Annotated in this window: 15 protein-coding genes; all 15 read left to right on the forward strand. The window is 50.8% G+C overall.

Annotation, left to right across the window (positions count from 1 at the left end; translation table 11 throughout):
• Positions 1–36 precede the first annotated feature (36 nt).
• The 15 genes from PHO67_00185 to rpmE all read left to right on the forward strand — a co-directional run bounded on the left by PHO67_00185 (position 37) and on the right by rpmE (position 17,308).
• Positions 37–2,604, forward strand: coding sequence for a hypothetical protein (locus PHO67_00185; protein MDD5545570.1), 2,568 nt, complete (start codon positions 37–39; stop codon positions 2,602–2,604).
• Between the two features lie 19 nt (positions 2,605–2,623).
• Entirely contained in the window at positions 2,624–3,703 is a 1,080-nt protein-coding gene (locus PHO67_00190) for a hypothetical protein (protein MDD5545571.1), read from the forward strand.
• A 78-nt stretch (positions 3,704–3,781) separates the two neighbouring features.
• Positions 3,782–5,431: a type IV pilus assembly protein PilM gene (gene pilM / locus PHO67_00195; GenBank protein ID MDD5545572.1), complete on the forward strand. Its 1,650-nt coding sequence runs from the start codon at positions 3,782–3,784 to the stop codon at positions 5,429–5,431.
• 15 nt (positions 5,432–5,446) lie between these two features.
• A complete protein-coding gene (locus PHO67_00200) occupies positions 5,447–6,196 on the forward strand; it encodes an Amuc_1100 family pilus-like protein (protein ID MDD5545573.1) in 750 nt (249 codons plus the stop codon).
• Complete coding sequence (locus tag PHO67_00205; protein ID MDD5545574.1) at positions 6,193–6,870, forward strand: hypothetical protein; 678 nt, start codon at positions 6,193–6,195, stop codon at positions 6,868–6,870. The genes PHO67_00200 and PHO67_00205 overlap by 4 nt, the downstream gene beginning before the upstream one ends.
• Before the next feature lie 5 nt (positions 6,871–6,875).
• Positions 6,876–8,003 carry a hypothetical protein gene (locus PHO67_00210; GenBank protein ID MDD5545575.1) on the forward strand — a complete coding sequence of 376 codons (1,128 nt, stop codon included), beginning with the start codon at positions 6,876–6,878 and terminating at the stop codon, positions 8,001–8,003.
• Entirely contained in the window at positions 8,000–9,121 is a 1,122-nt protein-coding gene (locus PHO67_00215; GenBank protein ID MDD5545576.1) for a hypothetical protein, read from the forward strand. Before PHO67_00210 ends, PHO67_00215 begins: the two co-directional genes overlap by 4 nt.
• Positions 9,118–10,221 carry a hypothetical protein gene (locus PHO67_00220; protein ID MDD5545577.1) on the forward strand — a complete coding sequence of 368 codons (1,104 nt, stop codon included), beginning with the start codon at positions 9,118–9,120 and terminating at the stop codon, positions 10,219–10,221. The genes PHO67_00215 and PHO67_00220 overlap by 4 nt, the downstream gene beginning before the upstream one ends.
• Positions 10,218–10,550 carry a hypothetical protein gene (locus PHO67_00225; protein ID MDD5545578.1) on the forward strand — a complete coding sequence of 111 codons (333 nt, stop codon included), beginning with the start codon at positions 10,218–10,220 and terminating at the stop codon, positions 10,548–10,550. The genes PHO67_00220 and PHO67_00225 overlap by 4 nt, the downstream gene beginning before the upstream one ends.
• A gap of 58 nt (positions 10,551–10,608) precedes the next feature.
• The gene (gene polA / locus PHO67_00230) at positions 10,609–13,278 is read left to right on the forward strand and encodes a DNA polymerase I (GenBank protein MDD5545579.1); all 2,670 of its coding nucleotides are present in this window, start codon (positions 10,609–10,611) and stop codon (positions 13,276–13,278) included.
• On the forward strand, positions 13,278–14,672 hold the full coding sequence (gene glgA / locus PHO67_00235) for a glycogen synthase GlgA (GenBank protein MDD5545580.1): 1,395 nt from the start codon (positions 13,278–13,280) through the stop codon (positions 14,670–14,672). The genes polA and glgA overlap by 1 nt, the downstream gene beginning before the upstream one ends.
• The gene (gene coaE / locus PHO67_00240; GenBank protein MDD5545581.1) at positions 14,672–15,274 is read left to right on the forward strand and encodes a dephospho-CoA kinase; all 603 of its coding nucleotides are present in this window, start codon (positions 14,672–14,674) and stop codon (positions 15,272–15,274) included. Before glgA ends, coaE begins: the two co-directional genes overlap by 1 nt.
• The gene (locus tag PHO67_00245) at positions 15,250–15,768 is read left to right on the forward strand and encodes a GGDEF domain-containing protein (protein ID MDD5545582.1); all 519 of its coding nucleotides are present in this window, start codon (positions 15,250–15,252) and stop codon (positions 15,766–15,768) included. Before coaE ends, PHO67_00245 begins: the two co-directional genes overlap by 25 nt.
• Entirely contained in the window at positions 15,758–17,089 is a 1,332-nt protein-coding gene (rho, locus tag PHO67_00250) for a transcription termination factor Rho (protein ID MDD5545583.1), read from the forward strand. The genes PHO67_00245 and rho overlap by 11 nt, the downstream gene beginning before the upstream one ends.
• Positions 17,090–17,107: 18 nt before the next feature.
• Complete coding sequence (gene rpmE / locus PHO67_00255; protein ID MDD5545584.1) at positions 17,108–17,308, forward strand: 50S ribosomal protein L31; 201 nt, start codon at positions 17,108–17,110, stop codon at positions 17,306–17,308.
• The last annotated feature ends 1 nt before the right edge of the window (position 17,309 follow it).

The raw sequence follows: 17,309 nt of genomic DNA on the forward strand, positions 1-17,309 counted from the left end.
TTTTTATGTCAGCTACCCTCGCGGGCATACGAGAAAATGAAAATAAGAATAAGAAAAAATAACAAGGGTATCGCCCTCATAGTGACGGTCGGCGTCCTCGCGATGATGCTGATAATCGGGACATCTTTCACCATCAATATGATGGCCGATCACAGGTCGTCGGTGAATATGGCGATGGCGGCGCAGGCCAGGGCCGCGGCAGAGGCGGGATTGAATATCGCTATCGTATCGGCGAGGAACCTGGCCGTCAGCGATTTCAACGGCGTGCCTGCCGCTACCATGAGCGGCTCTCTCGGGAACGTGGGGAGGGGGAATACCGCCGCCTATTCCGTCAATATAACCGATACCGCGAGCCAGCTCAACGTAAACGACACAAATCCCGGGTTGGAAGATATGCTCGAAAGCCTTGTTGCCATACTGGGAAGCCCTCTTCAGGCCGGCGACGGGACCGCGATTATTTCATACCGCTCGACCCTCACGGGCGGAGTTTATATCACAAAGGAACAGGTTACCGACGCGTTTTCCGGCACAACCTCCGTAAAACAGGCCAAGTTCAACAAGATAGCGGAATATGTGACGGTAAATGGTTATATAGACGAGAACAGCGAGGATTCTACGGCCTCGTCTTTTACAGGCCTGGATAATCCTAACTCGACTTACCAGCGCAAGGCGCCGGTAAATATAAATAAAGCGGACGCTAAAGTGCTTAGGGCTGTTTTAGCGCCTGTCATTACGCCGACAGATCCTGCCACGTTAGCCGGTGATATTATTACAAGAAGAAACACGAATTTCTTTACCAGTTGGAATGATTTTGACGGTTTTATAGACGGCCTTGGTTACCTGACCGCCGCTGAAAAAATAAAAATAAAAAATAACGCGAATCCGAATAAAGTAAAAGTTGATAGCGTGGGAGTCCCCCTCTCTTATACAACTGATTTTTGCTTCCATCCCGGCGGCGTTTACGAGATAACATCTACCGGGACGGCCGGACCGGCCCAGAAACGGATAACCGCTCTCGTGCGGATATATGATGTCATAAATTACACGACGAAAGAGCAGTTCAGGGGAGATACTTACACGGTCATCCCTGCCGTATATGATGGCACATTGCCGATTTTTAAGAACGTAAATTGGCTTAACAGCTGTCCGGTTACCTCCGATTACGACAATGGATTGGAGGTCGACCCGCCAAACTACAGCACTAACGCCATCGCTAATTCCCTTAAACTGGGTTTCTGGGATAACTTTGATGAAGATAATGATAATGTCAGTAAAACAGGATGGAGCTGGCGGAATTGGCAAGATTCCAGTCCCGATGGTCATGATATAGTAATAACTGATGTTAATCCCGTGTATCCTAACCCCCCCGGTGCCCATGGTCCTCAACCTAATTTAACGGATGGCGATAACGAATTGAGCGATGACGCATCTTATGGACCGACGGCGTTGGCTTATCTAGATTTACGGGGCACTCAAAGCGGACAGTGGAATTGCAATCAGGAATTCTCCCTGAGAGTCTATTGTAATGTTCTTAAAAATCCTCCGCCTCAGGCTGGCTATCCTCTTGCTAATAATTATTATGACAGCAATGACCGCTGGGAGGGTTATGAGGATACTGAGCAGATAGACTTCGTTCCTGCGGGCCAGACGGGCCAGATATATATCAGTAACTTTCGTTGTGTGTACTTTGGGGACTACGGGTCCAGGGCAATCATCGATGGAATAGGGTACGACGTACCCGGCGATTTTATAGATTCCATGTTAAGATTGAATTTCTACGGCGGCGGTGGTGACCATTATATGTACTTAAACAAGGACATGGACGGCAACTACATGTATTCTTCGATAGGCGACGTGTCTCCTTTACATACACTGGTTCCGGCGGATGCGAACAGGATAGTTCCTATTAATGCTACTTTCAGGTTGATTGTACATGGGGCAGCAGACAACAATTATCAGATTTATCTGGCAGTTTCCCCCACCGGGATCGCTTATCATGAATGGCCGGACTCAACGAACGCTCAGGCTGGGATATGTGAGGCTGACGGAGGGGCATGGATTCCCTGGCTTTGGCAGATTCATTATCTTATCTACAATGCCGTTGACAAAAACTATCATCAATTTGTCGATACGGGAGCGGATGACAGATATGGCTATATGGAGTCGCAGTTTTGGCATGACCAAACAGCAAACAGATTTATATATACTGATTGGTATTTGAGATTAATTAACCATCCGTCCACGATTTACGGACGTTACGCTTTATTCGATGAAGTCCGCTTGATCCCTGACCAGGGCTATTACATTTCTCCCGCGTCCACCACGGCAAGTAACGGGCGCTTTGGCACCGCGTCGTGGACTTTGGCTATCCCGCCGGGCGCAGTTACTAATGAAAGGGCTGCGGTGGAAATTTCCAGAGACGGGGGGGCTAGCTTTAGTCCGGTAAATATCAACGGTGGCGCGAATATCGATCCTTCGACGACCATGTGTTTCAAAGTCACTTTATTATCGGACGACCCGCAGCATTTACAGACGCCTGTCCTTGAGGACATTACTCTTACCCGTTTGCCAAAGGTAGCGGTCTTATATTGCAAATATGAGTAAAAGGAGAAAAAAGAATAAAATGAGACAGGTGTTTCCCGTATTTTTTTTGATGTTCTTTTTGGCCGCGGCTTTTCCGGCCACGGCAGCCGATGTTAGCCAGCCGGAAGCACTTGATGAATCCGTAGGCCATCCGGATGCCCTTGGCGAATTCAACAAAAGATTTTCGGAGATAAAGGCAGGTGATGCCGCGGCTTATTATAATTTGGCGGTGTACTGTCTAGATAACGATCTCCCGGAACAAGCGGAATACCTGCTCGGTGAAGCAGCTAAAGATCCATCTTTTGAAAAAAGGGCGAAAAGACTTCTCGAAGTGCTTACAGGTGAACCGGACAAGTCTTATTATGAATCCGCGTTTAAGCACTATGAATCGGGGTATCTTGCGGAGGCTAAAGCAGAGATCGAAATGCTAAAAGCCTCTTATCCCAAAAGCCATTATATTCGTAAAGCGAGGTCTCTTCTGAAAAAGATTGACAAGGAAGCGCTTGATAAACCTTATCTTTTGACGAATTCCGCCGATCCCGGTAAAATTATTGCTTCTTTGAATCAGAGCGCGGAAAAAGAGGAAGGCAATGCGGAGGAATTGAAAAAGGAATATCTTACGGATATCCTCAAGAAGGCTGAGTATTTCGCGGATGTTATGGCAGCCAAAGCTCCTTCCAAGGGAAAAAAGGAAGAATATTTATTCTATGCGATAAAATGCGCGGAAAAAGTATCCGGATTGTCGGATGACGCTGAATTAAAAAATAAAGCCGGGGATCTGAGAGGCAAGATCACCAAGCAATTATTTGTTGAACACCCGGTATCCGAAGATTTGAAAAATATAGACAGCTATTATGAGAAGTTATACTTGGTCAAAGATAGTGGTTTTGTCGAGGATGTATGCGGCAAATATACCAAGACGGGAGAGGAATATTTAAAGAAAGCCCGGAAGGCCTCGGGCGCTGAAAAAATAAGTAATCTTGTTAGCGCCTATAGATGTTTCTCGTTTGCCAATGCCTATACGAAGTCCGAGAAGATGAAACAGGAGACTTTTCAAAAGATGGAGCTTATTAATGCCGAAAAAAGGAAGGAGATAAGCAAGAAGAAAACGTCAAATTAGGCGCCCATCGAATTTTTTGCTTTTTGAAAAGAAATAATTGACAACATTTGCTTAATCCTATAAAATATACGCAACCATATGGGAAAACGTGCTCTAGGGATCGATATAGGCGCGGGCTCGGTAAAACTCGTAGAGCTGGAAAAGACGGTTGAGGGCATTCAGCTCATCCGGGCGAAATTTTTTGATTTGACCCAATATGCCGACCAGGAAAAAAGGGACACCCTGATCAGGGAAGGCATAGAGGGGTTGTTGAGAACAGAAAAGATAAAGAGCGGCAGGCTCGCGCTCTCCCTCTCGGGCCAGTCGGTATTCATCCGCTTCCTCAAGCTCCCCAAGATCCAGCAAGGCAAGATAGACAAGATAATAAAATACGAAGCACAGCAGCAGATCCCTTTTCCCCTCGATAAGATAAGCTGGGACCACCAGATCTTCCGCTCCGGCGCGGGCCCGGAAGAGGACGTCCTTTTCGTCGCCGCGAAAAAAGAGATCGTCGAAACTACGCTTTCGCACGTAGCGAGGACCAACCTGGACATAGAGTTCGTCGATGTCAGCCCGCTGGCCCTCCTTAACGCCATAACTTACAATGAGCCCCTCGGCAAGGGACTGATCCTTGATATCGGCGCCAAGGCGACCAATCTTATCGTCATCTCGGACAAGGGGTTCTGGGTCCGTTCGATACTTATCGCCGGCGACGAGATGACCCATGCTATCGCCTCAAAGTTAAATATACCTTTCGACAAGGCGGAAGAGCTTAAGCGCAAAGAGGGGATGGTGGTCGCATCAGACAGCCTTGTTCCCTCGAACATCACCCCGGCCGGCAAAGACCTCGTTAATGCCCTGAACCCGGTCGTCTCCGACCTGATATCTTCGATAGTCCAGTCGATGGAATTTTACAGGACCAAACATGCCCGCGATACCGCCTTCAACGAGATCATATTATCGGGCGGCGGCTCAAAGCTCAAGGGCATAGAGGATTTCCTGGCGAAGGGGCTCGGCATGCAGATAAGGCGCGCCAACCTGGGCCAGAAGATAAAATGCCCGTCCAACCTCAGGGTCGATATAGATTTCCAGACACGCTTCGGCTCTTCGATCGGCCTGGCCCTGCGCCTGCTCCAGAGATGCCCGACCAATATAGACCTGTTGCCGGTCGAGAGGAAAGAGGAAAGAGATTTCAAGAAAGAAAAATTCTGGATCATCTCTGCGGGCCTCCTTATCGCCGTGATACCGCTCACGATAGGGTATAATATCTGGTTCCAGACGTCGACCCTAAGGAAGGAAGTGGCCTTCCTGGATTCGCTTTTGTCGGATTACGAGAACATCAACAAGGAAATAGCCAAGCTTAAGGAAGATATAAAGAACAGCGAGGCAAGGCTGGAACCTTTTGAAAATCTGGCCATAAAGAAAAGCCTCTCGCTTGAGGCCATATTGGGGATAAGGAAGCTCCTACCCGAAGAGACCTGGTTGACGTCGGTCTCCAAGGAGAAGGACTTCTTCTCGCTGGAAGGCAGGACGGCCTCGAGCCTCCTGACCATAAACGATTTCAAGAACAGGCTCGCATCCTCGCCGTTATTCGATTCGGTAGAGATAATATACGCGAGCCTGCCCCGCCAGACCGAAGAGGGCGCGGGACAATTCAGGGATTTTTCCATAAAGTTCAGGTTCAAGGGGACCGGCGCGGCTGCGGCGGCCCCGAAGGGCGAGAAGGACGAAACGAAAGGCAATAAATAGAAGATGCCAAAAGGCATGAACGAGTCGTTGACGACTAAGATCTCCTTGGGAGCGGTCATACTTGTCTCATTTCTTTTTTTAGGGATAACCGTGTATGACAGGTTGAGGATCGAAGGGGCTGTCGTGCAGAAGCAGGAGCAGCTCAAGGTCTACAAAAACCAGGGCCTCGGTTTCCTGAGCAGCGAAAAGAACCGCCTTGAGAGGCAGCTCAAGGCCATGCGGGGAGCCGACAAGGAGATAAGCGGCATGCTCTTCTCTAAACCGTCCTCCCGGATGGTTAAGGAGGTCGGGGATCCCCTTAAATTCAAGGAGGAGTTGTACAAGGTCCAGAATAAGATAAAAGAGGACGGCGCTTCCATAAATTTCCAATTCCCGTTCTGGCTGGGTTTCGAGAGGTACCAACACGATATACCGAATCCGGCGGACCTTCCGTTCAGGGTAAAGCAGCTCGACATAATAAACGAGATCGGCAGCCTTGCCCTGGCCTCGAAGGTGCCGGAGATCTCGACGATCGAATTCCTTGAGATCAGGAAAATAACGGCGGACAACAAGGAAATCCTTTTCATGGAATTTCCCGTCAGGGTGGTCATTAAGTGCGGTAACGAGAGCCTGACCAATTTTATGTATAAGCTGAGCGTCGCGGATATGCCTTTCAGGGTGGATTCGTTTAAAATAAAAGTTTCCGCAGACGAAAGCGCGGCCGAGGGTGACATGACCGGCGAGTTGGTCATAGTCGCTGCCGTATTGCCGGCGGAGAAGATATGAAAGGCGCATCCCGGATAGTAGCCGCAGCAGCGTTCATTCTATGGATATTGGCGATGTGGAAATCGTCTTCGGTCTTTGAGTCAAAGCAAGTCCCATTCTATCCGGAAGAAGGCAAAGGGGAAGCTATTCCCGCTAAGGAAGGCGCCGCCGCCCTGCCGAACTCTTTTTCGTACGTGGAAGAATTGCTCAAATCCCCCTATGCCGTCTCGAGATACAAGCCCCTCCTCGACAAGAACATGTTCATAAAGCCCGAACCCCCGGTCAAGGTCTTTTCGCCTGAAGACCTGACGTTAGTATCCGTCACGGCCGTACCCCTGCCTTTTATGTATAAAGGTTTTATCGAGGTGTCGGACGGGACCATAATAGGCCAGATCAACTGGTCCGGTAAGACGTATTTCGTGAAGAAGGGGCAAAAGGTCAAAGACTACAAAGTGACGGAGATCAACAGCAAGATTGTCAAGATGGAAAACAAGGATGGCCAGGTTACCCTCGAGTTAAAGAAACCCGCGAAGAGCAAGGAATTGGTCGCAAAACTGCACGATTCGATGAATAATAAGGATATCGAGGCAAAGAAGGGTGACCTGATCGGAGAGTATAAAGTTCTTGACATAAAAACCGATTCTGTGGTATTATACGGCCAAAATAAAGAGTGGGTTATAACAAAGGGGAGATGATATAAATGAGTATGACCAATGAGGTTAAAAGAACAGCGGGTAGGTTCTTTGTTTGCATCTTTTTGGCTTTTGATTCGTTCTTTATTATCTCATTAGGTAATGCTTTTTGCGCCAGGGTTTACGCCGCTTCCGATGCTGATATAGCCGGGGACTCAGTCGAGGCGAGGATAATAGCACAGGACCTGGCCAAAGAGAAAAAAGTCGAACAAAAATCCCTCATTAAAGACCTCTTCGATCAAGCCAAGAGCGAATACGACGCTAAAAATTACGAAACGGCGCAGCGGATTTTCGAGAGGATAGTCCAGCTGGACCCCAAGAATAAACAGGCCGTCCATTATGTCGAGATGTGCAAAGAGGGCATAGTAAAGACCGTCCCCGATACGATAACAGGCTCTATGATAAAGCGCGGCAAAGCGAATTACGCGAAAAAAGAATATTCCGCAGCGGTAGGTGATTTTGAAAGCGCGCTCGCCGCGAACCCCAGTGACGCCGAAGCCCGGGATTGGTTGATCAAGGCGAGGCAGGCCGAGGGGTTAGTCGCGAGGGAAAAGGCTACCAAGGAAGAGCGCAAGTATGTCGTAAAGGACAGGCACGTAACGAACGAGGAGAAGGATACATCCGAGCAGAAGGCACTGCTCGACGTGGATAGAGGATGGCTGCCTCCGGAGAAGACCGGCAGGGAAGAGTTGCAGGTTGAAGAGGTGATACCTGAGTCGGAAAAGGCCGACATGGAAGCGAGGAAGAAGCTCGAGGAAAAGATGGCGAGTGTTATCGTCCCGGCCATATCGGTTACCGACGCCGACGTCCAGGACCTTATCCGACAGTTGACTGAGATGACGGGAGTAACTATCGTCATCGACGAGAAGGAGCTGTCCGCCCTCACCAGAGAGCAGCCGCTGAAGATCACGATCAGCACGGCTGCGCCTATGCCGTTGCTCGATATACTGGGTATCGCGTTCAAGACTACGCAACTCGCTTATAAGGTCGAGCCGAATTACGTTTATGTATCGAGCAGAGAGAATATAATGAGAGAAGGCCTTGTCACGAGGACTTACAAGCTCAAATACGGCGAACGCAAAACTCGCGCAGTCAAATTAACAGAGTTTGAAACCAAGTCGGCAGAGGCGAAATGAAGAAAAAGTTTATCGCGGGAGCGGTAATAATTTGTTTGACGATCCCCCAGATCGCGCTCTTTGCGGCTGATGACGGCAGCCTCAATATCAAAGATTATCTCGAGCAAAGCCTGCCTGCCCAGGAGGGGAGAAAGATAACCTATAATAACGGCACGAGGCTCCTGACCGTTACCGATACGAAAGACAACCAGGAACTCATCAGGAGTTTAATAAAGGGGTTTGAGGTCGGTCCCAAACAGGTGATGATCGAGACCAGGTTCGTGGAAGTGTCCGTCACCGACCTGGACGAGTTGGGTATAGAATGGGATTTCTTCCATCCCGGCAACGCCAACGACAAAAACAGCGGATTTACCATAGGCGCTCCTGTGGGTACGCAGTATCAGGGCCTGCGCTGGAATAATGATATAGCCTCCACGTTCCCCGTAGTGGGAAATTTCGCCGGCCAGGTCATGATGTTCAAAGTTTTGGCCAACGGCGAGGCCTATATAGCGAATCTCAGATTTTTAGAGCAACAGGGTAAGGCCAATCTCCTTTCCGCTCCCAAGGTTACTGCGATCTCCGGCCAGATGGCGAACATCCAGGTGGTAAGGACATATCCTTACGTATCTGATTTTACGCTTGAGAACATAGGGACGGCTGAGTTCCCTATCTGGAGTTACAAATTGTCCCTTGCCGAAAAACCGGTAGGCATATTCCTTGAAGCGACCCCTTATGTCACCGAAGGGTCGAATACCATAACTTTAGACCTGCATCCGGAGGTGAGTGTCCTGCGGTCGCAAGTGGCCATCTCTAACCTAAGTACGAGCGGCGAGACGGGGCAGCTGGGTAATGTAACCTCCGCAACAAACGTAAAACTCATACCGACTGACCTGGGCTGGCCTGTTGTGGACGTAAGGACCACCCAGACGAGCGTTTCGGTAGACAGCGGTGCGACGATAGTGCTGGGCGGGCTTATTAAGGACAGTGAGACGATAACGAGGAGAAAGATCCCGGTCCTGGGGGATATACCTTTGTTAGGCCAGGCTTTCCGGTATGATTACAAAAACCAGACCAAGACGAACCTGCTTATATTTATTACCGCGAGCATTATCGACGCGAGAGGCGAGGTCATAAGATGAAGAATAAATACGGCGTTTCTTTGCCGCAGGTGATATTGTGTTCGGCGGTGATCCTCCTTTCGTTCGCGTCCGGGCAGGTCTTTGCGGCGGATGAGCCTGCCGCGGGAGAGGCGGCAGGCATCGAGCAATATCTGCAGGACGCCCTGCCTGAGAACCCGGAAAGGAAGGTTGTTTATGACTCATTGACCGGTGTGCTTACCGTTACCGATACCCCGACTAACCAGGCGATGGCCAAGGACCTGATAAGTCTATGGGATACCGGGTCCACGCAGGTAAGGATACAGGCGAGATTTGTGGAGATCCAGGTCACTGATATAGAGGAGTTAGGGATCGAATGGCAGATCTTTAAGGCGCAAAGATATCCCATGGATAAGAACGGCCACTGGAGCAACTTTGGGACCAGTGTTTCTAGCGGGACATTAAGCGAGGATCAGGCTAACGCCGCTTTCTTCGGAACGGCAAACGAGACTTCGGGTCTGGGTTTGACTATCGGAAAGTTCACGAACGCGGGGGATATGTATAGGGCATATATAAAGGCGCTTATCGAGCAGGGGAAAGCCAGTCTCTTGTCTTCTCCTTCGGTGACCACTATCTCCGGCCAGATGGCGAACATCCAGGTAGCTAACATAGTCCCTTACGCCTCGGATTTCACGAGGACTAACATCGGCACCGCCGATTTCCCGGTCATGGTCGAGATATACAAAGTGGCGGAAAAGGTGACCGGCATATCGCTTGAGGTGACGCCTTCGGTGGGAGGCGACAGTAAGGTGGTCACGATGGATATACATCCCGAGGTCAGCATCCTGGTCGACCAGATCCCGATCTCTTCTTCGGACGATTTCCCCGCAAACTTAGGATACCCGGTCATCGACACGAGGACAACGCAGACGTCGGTAGTCGTCAAGAGCGGAGAGACGGTCGTACTGGGCGGATTAATAAGGGAAGATGAAAGAACTACGAAAAGGAAGATCCCGGTCCTGGGCGACATACCACTCCTGGGCAGACTATTTACTACCGACCACACCGACAAGTCAAAGAAGAACCTGTTGATCTTCCTGACAGCCACGATATTGGACTCAAGAGGAGAGCCGGTGCTATGAAACGCGCAATATTGTTGATATCCGTTCTTTTATGCGCTATTATCTTATCGTCAGCCGTGATGGCCCAGTACCTTCCCACTGCCTCTTCTACGACTGCAAAGAGCACTAAACCGAAGGACGTTGTCCTCACTACCTCGGACATAAAAGATTCCTATAAGGTCATAGGGATCGTTTCGGTCCGTGGCGGCGAAGTGAACCTCGACGCCTTAAACAGCAAACTTAAGGACGCGGGAAAGGAATTAGGGGCCGATTACATCATAGGCATACAGTATTTTACCTACAGCGGCTACGTGTATGGCTATGGGACGGCTGTAAAGATCAAGGAATAGGAAGAACAATCCGGAAAGACCACGCCTTTTTCATTTTTCCCCGTAAAAACTTATACTAATGACGGAAAATCCAGATCGTCTTTTCTTAATAGACGGTAATTCATTCTGCTATAGGGCATTCTACGCTATCCGCAGCCTCACGAACTCAAAAGGCCAGCCGACGAACGCGATATACGGGTTCATAACCATGATCAAGAAATTGATCGAGGACGAGAAGCCCGGATACCTGGCGATAGCATTCGACCTCAAAGGGCCGACGTTCAGGCATAAGAAGTTCGAGGAATACAAGATCCACAGGAAGCCGATGCCGGATGAGCTGGTCGACCAGATGCCGCTGATAAAAGAAGTGGTCAGGGGTTATAATATCCCGCTCTTCGAGATGCAGGGTTATGAGGCAGACGACGTCCTGGCGACGCTGGCGGTAAAGGCGGCGGAGAAGGGATATGAGGTCTACATAGTGACCGGCGATAAGGACATGCTCCAGCTCGTCGGGCCGCGCATAAAAGTGTATAACGTCCACAAGGAAGGGCTCATCTACGACAAAGATAAAGTGAAAGAACGCTACGGCGTCCCTCCGGAGGGGATAGTTGACCTGATCGCCCTCATGGGAGATTCCTCGGACAATATACCGGGCGTAACCGGTATAGGCGAGGTCACCGCGAAGAAGCTTATGGAGGATTTCGGCAGCCTCGATAAGGTCCTTTCGGCCGGGGATAGGATAAAATCCGAGAGTCTGCGGAAAAAGCTGGCCGAATACAGGGACCAGGCGATATTAAGCAAGGAGCTCGCGACCGTGGACAGGGATGTCCCGGTAAAGATAGATTTCGACGAACTTAAGGTAAAGGTCCCGGATAACGCCAGGCTCTACGAGCTGTTCAACGAGCTTGAGTTCAAGCGCCTGCTCAAAGATCTTTCAGGCCCGGGGAAACAGCTTACCGGGAAGTACCGCCTCATAGAGGACAAGGGCGCGCTTGACGGCCTGGTGAAGAAATTAGCCGGGCAGAAGGAGTTCGCCCTGGATTTTGAGACGACAGGGACCGACCCTCTTTCATGCGAGCCGGTCGGGATATCTTTCTGCTGGGAAGAAGGCGCCGCGTATTACGTGCCTATAGGGGACGTGAAAGGCGGTTTCGATAAGGCGGCATTGTTCGGGGAACTGAAGCTTGTTTTGGAAGATAAGAGAAAACTCAAAATAGGCCAAAACATTAAATACGAACAGCTCCTGCTCGCGGTGAACGGCATCAATATGGAAGGGCCGGTCTTCGATACGATGGTCGCTTCGTACTTGCTAAATCCCTCGAAATTGAACCATAACCTCGAGGACATAACACTGGAATATCTTAATTTCAATAAAACTCCGATAACCGACCTAATAGGCGAGGGCAAGAAGAAGATAACGATGAAGGAAGTGGAGATAGAAAAGATAAAGGATTATTGCTGTCAGGACTCGGATGCGGCCTTCAGGTTAAAGAACGTCCTCGAAGCCCAGCTCGAAGAGAAGAACCTGTACAAGCTTTTCCACGAAGTCGAGATGCCGCTGCTCGGTTGCCTCGCAGCGATGGAGCTGACCGGCGTCGCGATAGACGTCGATTACCTGGCTAAGATGTCGAAAGAGATGGAGAAGCAGCTCGAGAAGACGACGGCCGAGATCTATGAGATCGCAGGGACGGAATTCAATATTAATTCTCCGAAACAATTATCCGAGATACTATTTGTGAGGATGAAGCTCCCTGTCGTCAAAAAGACCAAGACCGGGCATTCGACCGATGTCGAGGTCCTCGAGGCGCTTTCGGCGGTCCATGCCCTGCCGGCGCTGCTGCTGAAATACAGGGAGATCTCGAAATTGAAATCGACGTATGTGGACGCCCTGCCCCAGCTCGTAAACCCGAGGACGGGCCGGGTGCATACTTCGTTCAACCAGACTGTCACTGCGACAGGAAGGCTGAGTTCGTCAGACCCGAATTTCCAGAACATACCGATAAAGACCGAGGCGGGAAGGCAGATAAGGCGCGCGTTTGTCCCGGGGACGAAGGGATGGGTGATCGTGTCGGCCGATTATTCCCAAATAGAGCTGAGGATACTCGCGCATTTTTCACAGGACAAGGAGCTCCTCGAGGCATTCGATAATGGCCGCGACATCCACACCCATACGGCCTCGCTCATATTCGGCGTCAAGGAAAGCGAAATCACCCCGGAGATGCGATCGATAGCCAAGACGGTCAACTTCGGGATCATCTACGGCATGAGCCCGTTCGGCCTTTCCAGGGAATTGAAGATCGAGGTCTCGAAGGCGAAGGAGTTCATAGACGCCTATTTCGAAAAATACGGACGGGTAAAGACGTTCCTCGATGACCTCGTGAACGAGGCTAGGGAGAACGGCTACGTGACGACCATATTGAACCGCAGGAGATACCTGCCAGAGATAAACAGCCAGAACAATTCCGTAAGGCAATTCGCCGAGAGGGCGGCCATAAACGCCCCGATACAGGGTTCGGCGGCCGATCTCATAAAAATAGCGATGATAAACATACATAATATTTTGAAGGAAAAGAAACTCACCTCAAAGATGATACTTCAGGTGCACGACGAGCTGGTCTTCGAGGTTCCCGGCGACGAGGTAGAAGAGATGAAGAAGATAGTCAAGACCAGGATGGAGGAGGTCGTAAAGCTCACCGTCCCGGTCAGGGTCCAGGTGAAATCCGGCAAGAACTGGCTGGAGGCGGCCTGATGCCTAAGGTCAACAAATTAAAAGTGCTCTTCGCGTCAAGCGAGGTAGACCCTTTCTCCAAGACCGGCGGCCTAGCCGATGTGGCGGGGAGCCTTCCCGTGGCCCTGGACAAGGCCGGGGTGGAGGTCAGGGTGATAACGCCGCGTTACAGGTGCGTAAGGGCCTTCGGCAACGAGGCGATGCTGGCCGATAAGGTGCCGGTCTATTTCGTGAAGAACGACAAATTTTTTATGAGGGATAATCTCTACGCGGATAAGAAGGGCGACTATGCCGACAATCTGGATAGGTTCTCGTTCTTCTCGAGGAGCGTGATCGAGCAGTTGAAGGACTTGGATTTCAAGCCTGACGTGATCCATTGCAACGACTGGCAGACGGCCTTGATCCCGGTCTATTTAAAGGAGATATACGGCAAAAAAGATAAGTTTTACCAAAAGATGAAGACCGTGCTTACGATCCATAACCTGGGATACCAGGGGGTATTCCCGAAGCAGGAATTGCCGAGGACCGGCCTCGGTTGGGAATATTTCACGATGAACAGGCTCGAATTTTACGACAAAGTGAATATCCTGAAAGGCGGGCTCGTCTTCACCGACGCGATAACGACGGTCTCTCCGACCTACGCGAAGGAGATACAGACGGCCGAATTCGGATGGGGCCTCAACGGGCTGCTATCGGAGAGGAAGAAGGACCTTTCCGGGATCCTGAACGGCATCGATTACGATGAGTGGAACCCTTTGAAAGATAAAGAGCTTAAATACCATTTTTCGCCGTCGAAATCAGAAGGAAAATATAAGAATAAAGCCCTGCTCCAAAAGGAAGCTGGCCTGGACGAAAGGCAGGACGTGCCCCTTATCGGGATGATATCAAGGCTTGCCGACCAGAAAGGCCTTGACCTTATCGCCAGGATAATCGGCCCGCTCCTGGACCACGACGTCCAATTCCTTTTGCTGGGCACCGGCGAGGAGAAGTATCACAGGCTGTTCGAGGAAATAAAAAAGAAGTTTCCCCGCAAGGCGTCGATAAACCTTAAATTCGACGAGATCCTGGCGAAGAAGATATACGCCGGCGCGGATATATTCCTGGTGCCGTCGAGATATGAGCCGTGCGGCCTCAGCCAGATGATATCGCTCAGGTACGGTACCGTCCCGGTCGTCCGGAGGACAGGCGGCCTTGCAGATACGATAACCGAATACGACCCCGGGACGACGCGCGGCAACGGATTTGTTTTCGATGCATATGACGCGTGGGAGCTTTTAGATGCCATAAAGAGGGCGATATCCCTCCATAAGCAGAAGGGCTTGTGGGCGAAACTCGTCTCGAACGCGATGAAATGCGATTTCTCGTGGGATAGATCCGCGGAAAAATATCTTGAAGTATACAAGAAACTGGTGTGATGATGATCATAATCGGGGTAACGGGAAGCATAGGCACGGGTAAGACGACTGTCTCGGGGATGTTCAGGAGGATGGGGGCCGTGGTGATCGACGCTGACGAGATCTCCCACCGGCTTATTTATCCGGGAAGGCCCGCGTGGAAGAGGATTGTTTCCGCTTTTGGGGAAACAATCCTGAAGCGCGACCATTTTATCGACAGGAAGGCTTTGGGGCGTATTGTATTTTCCGACAGCCGGAAGCTTAAAAAGTTGAGCGGAATTATCCATCCTCTCGTCTATAAGGAGATACGCGGAAGGATCGCGAAGATAAAAAGGTCGGACCCGTCATCGATCGTCATAGTCGATGTGCCTCTTTTGCTGGAAAGCGGGGGCCGGAAGCATATAGACAAACTGATAGTGGTGACCGCGCCGCGCGGCGCCCAATTAAAAAGGTCGTGCGGGAAATTCGGGATCAGCAGGTCCGACGTTATGCGGCGCATAAAGGCGCAGATGCCGCTAAGGGATAAGGTAAAGGCCGCCGATTTCGTGATCGATAACGGCGGGAGCATTATCTCTACGGCGAAACAGTCAAGGGCCATATGGAAGAAGCTGGTGGGAGCGTAAGCTGTCCTCATAGGATAGAGGATGTCCTCGATGTCCTTAACAATGAGATATCGGGATCGAAGAACAAGAGGATACTTCCGTCTATCGCGCTTCTTTTGGTCGATATAGATAATTTAGAGAGGGTCAACCGGTGGTACGGCAGGAACACCGGCAATGAGGTGCTGTCGGCTACGGCTAAGATCCTGCACCGTACGATCAGGGAGGACGACCTTCTCGCCAGGTTCGGCGGGGACGAATTCCTTCTGCTCTTTCGCGGGATCACCCTGAAGGAAGCGAAGGAGAAGGCGTCAAAGATAATAGAGTCTTTGAAGAACCACGATTTCGCCTCGGACAGGCTGAAGATCTCGGCTTCGATCGGGATAGCGCATTATTTCTCTTTCGCTTTCTCGGGTGATGAACTGCTGGGATGCGCCGTGGAGGCTTTAGCGTTGGCACAAAAAGAGGGAGGAACATTCAAGGTGTTTATGGAAGAGGAGGAATGGAATGAAGACTAATAACGAAGAACCAAACGGGAAACAGGCGGGTAAAGAGACGGCCGAGGCAAAGGAGCCGTCCGGCGCGGGCTTTAACATAACGAAGCTCAAGAAGATGACGATCCAGGAGCTTACGAAGGCCGCTAAGGACCTCAACGTAAATTCGATAAGCGGCTTGAAGAAGCAGGATCTCATCTTCAAGATACTCCAGGCGCAGGCCGAGAAGGAAGGCTTTATGTTCGGCGAGGGCGTCCTCGAGATACTCCCGGACGGGTTCGGCTTCCTGCGTTCGTCGAACTATAATTACCTGCCTTCGCCGGACGACATCTATGTATCGCCGAGCCAGATAAGGAGGTTCGACCTGCGCACCGGCGACACTGTCAGCGGACAGATACGCCCGCCGAAAGAGGGCGAACGTTATTTCGCGCTGCTCAAGGTGGAAGTCGTGAACATGGAGCATCCTGAATCGATGAAAGAACGCACTTTATTTGATAACCTGACGCCGCTCTACGCCAACGAAAGGTATGTCCTGGAGACCGACACTGAAGAGATCTCGATGAGGATCATGGACCTTTTGACCCCGATCGGAAAAGGCCAGAGGGGCCTCATCGTCGCGCAGCCGTACAGCGGCAAGACGATACTGCTTCAAAAGATCGCGAACTCCATCATGAAGAACTATCCGGAGGTCGTCCTTATAGTGCTGTTGATCGACGAGCGGCCCGAAGAGGTCACCGATATGCAGCGTTCGGTCAAGGGCGAGGTCGTGAGTTCGACTTTCGATGAGCCGGCCGAGAGGCACATTCAGGTCGCCGAGATAGTACTCGAAAAGGCGAAGAGGCTTGTCGAGAACAAGAGGGATGTCGTTGTCCTCCTCGACTCGATAACGCGCCTCGCGCGCGCCTATAACACGGTAGCCCCGCATAGCGGAAAGATATTGTCGGGTGGGGTCGATTCGAGCGCGCTGCACAAGCCGAAGAGGTTCTTCGGCGCCGCCCGCGCCGTAGAGGAGGGCGGGTCGCTTACGATCATCGCGACCGCGCTCGTAGATACGGGCAGCCGCATGGACGAGGTCATCTTCGAGGAGTTCAAGGGCACGGGCAACATGGAATTACAGCTCGACAGGAACATGTTCCAGAAGAGGATCTACCCGGCCATAGACATCAAGCGTTCCAACACGAGGAAAGAGGACCTGCTTTTCAAGGAGGATGAGCTCAAGCGCATTTGGATAATGAGGAAGGTCCTCAACGAGATGAATTCGGACGAGGCTATGGAGCTGCTCGTAGACAGGTTAGGCAAGACCAAGACGAACGCCGAATTTCTGTTGAATATGCAGGCAAAATAACAAAAAGGAGAAACCGGAATGAAAGACAAGATCCATCCGAAGTATGAAGCCGCGACGATCACCTGCGCGTGCGGAGAAGTGATCCATACGCGCTCTACCAAACCGAACATAAAGGTCGAGATCTGCTCGAAATGCCATCCGTTCTTTACCGGCCTTACAAAGCTGATGGATGTCGCGGGCAGGGTCGAGAAATTCAAGAAGAAATACAACAAGAAGTAAA

The organism is Candidatus Omnitrophota bacterium, from assembly GCA_028716565.1.
Classification (GTDB): Bacteria; Omnitrophota; Gorgyraeia; order Pluralincolimonadales; family Pluralincolimonadaceae; genus Pluralincolimonas.

What these genes read in the sequence shown, in the direction of transcription:
- PHO67_00185 (MDD5545570.1), top strand. Translation starts at nt 37, where the DNA reads ATGAAAATAAGAATAAGAAAAAATAACAAGGGTATCGCCCTCATAGTG.
- PHO67_00190 (MDD5545571.1), top strand. Translation starts at nt 2,624, where the DNA reads ATGAGACAGGTGTTTCCCGTATTTTTTTTGATGTTCTTTTTGGCCGCG.
- pilM (MDD5545572.1), top strand. Translation starts at nt 3,782, where the DNA reads ATGGGAAAACGTGCTCTAGGGATCGATATAGGCGCGGGCTCGGTAAAA.
- PHO67_00200 (MDD5545573.1), top strand. Translation starts at nt 5,447, where the DNA reads ATGAACGAGTCGTTGACGACTAAGATCTCCTTGGGAGCGGTCATACTT.
- PHO67_00205 (MDD5545574.1), top strand. Translation starts at nt 6,193, where the DNA reads ATGAAAGGCGCATCCCGGATAGTAGCCGCAGCAGCGTTCATTCTATGG.
- PHO67_00210 (MDD5545575.1), top strand. Translation starts at nt 6,876, where the DNA reads ATGAGTATGACCAATGAGGTTAAAAGAACAGCGGGTAGGTTCTTTGTT.
- PHO67_00215 (MDD5545576.1), top strand. Translation starts at nt 8,000, where the DNA reads ATGAAGAAAAAGTTTATCGCGGGAGCGGTAATAATTTGTTTGACGATC.
- PHO67_00220 (MDD5545577.1), top strand. Translation starts at nt 9,118, where the DNA reads ATGAAGAATAAATACGGCGTTTCTTTGCCGCAGGTGATATTGTGTTCG.
- PHO67_00225 (MDD5545578.1), top strand. Translation starts at nt 10,218, where the DNA reads ATGAAACGCGCAATATTGTTGATATCCGTTCTTTTATGCGCTATTATC.
- polA (MDD5545579.1), top strand. Translation starts at nt 10,609, where the DNA reads ATGACGGAAAATCCAGATCGTCTTTTCTTAATAGACGGTAATTCATTC.
- glgA (MDD5545580.1), top strand. Translation starts at nt 13,278, where the DNA reads ATGCCTAAGGTCAACAAATTAAAAGTGCTCTTCGCGTCAAGCGAGGTA.
- coaE (MDD5545581.1), top strand. Translation starts at nt 14,672, where the DNA reads ATGATGATCATAATCGGGGTAACGGGAAGCATAGGCACGGGTAAGACG.
- PHO67_00245 (MDD5545582.1), top strand. Translation starts at nt 15,250, where the DNA reads ATGGAAGAAGCTGGTGGGAGCGTAAGCTGTCCTCATAGGATAGAGGAT.
- rho (MDD5545583.1), top strand. Translation starts at nt 15,758, where the DNA reads ATGAAGACTAATAACGAAGAACCAAACGGGAAACAGGCGGGTAAAGAG.
- rpmE (MDD5545584.1), top strand. Translation starts at nt 17,108, where the DNA reads ATGAAAGACAAGATCCATCCGAAGTATGAAGCCGCGACGATCACCTGC.